Origin of the sequence: Burkholderia sp. AU16741 (genome assembly GCF_002223345.1) — a bacterium.
Taxonomy (GTDB): Bacteria; Pseudomonadota; Gammaproteobacteria; order Burkholderiales; family Burkholderiaceae; genus Burkholderia; species Burkholderia sola.
The window spans coordinates 1-530 of the sequence record NZ_NKEZ01000031.1; the positions used below are offsets into that span (position 1 = coordinate 1).

General features: G+C 64.9%; 1 pseudogene. It reads right to left on the bottom strand.

What is annotated here, in order from left to right:
• A pseudogene (locus tag CFB89_RS33880) lies at nucleotides 1-530 on the bottom strand (IS256-like element ISBcen18 family transposase); the annotation flags it as partial.

Below are 530 nucleotides of genomic sequence, written 5' to 3' on the forward strand. Positions count from 1 at the left end.
CCCTCGGTCTGCTCGATCCAGAGGCCCAGCACGTCGCGCTGGCCGTCGGCCTGAATGCCCAAGGCCAGATAGACGGCCTTGTTGCTGACCACGCCGTCGTCGCGGATCTTGACCCGCAGCGCATCGAAGAACACGACCGGATACATCGTCTCAAGCAGGCGGCTCTGCCAGCTCAGCGCTTCGGCCATCACCTCGTCGGTGACCGAACTGATGAAGTCGGGAGACACTTCGGTGCCGTAGCTCTCGGCCAGAAACGCCTGAATCTCGCGCACGCTCATGCCGCGGGCGTACATCGCGATGATGCGTTCGTCAAAGCCGGTGAAGCGGCGCTCATGCTTGGGAATCAGGATCGGCTCGAAGCTGCCGTCGCGATCGCGGGGGACTTCGACCCGAACCGGGCCCCGATCGGTGATGACCGTCTTGCCGCTGGCGCCGTTGCGCTCGTTGGCTTGCCCGGCCGGCTTGGACTGGCCCGACGGGTAGCCCAGATGCAGATTCATCTCGGCGCCCATTGCGCGTTCGATGACTGC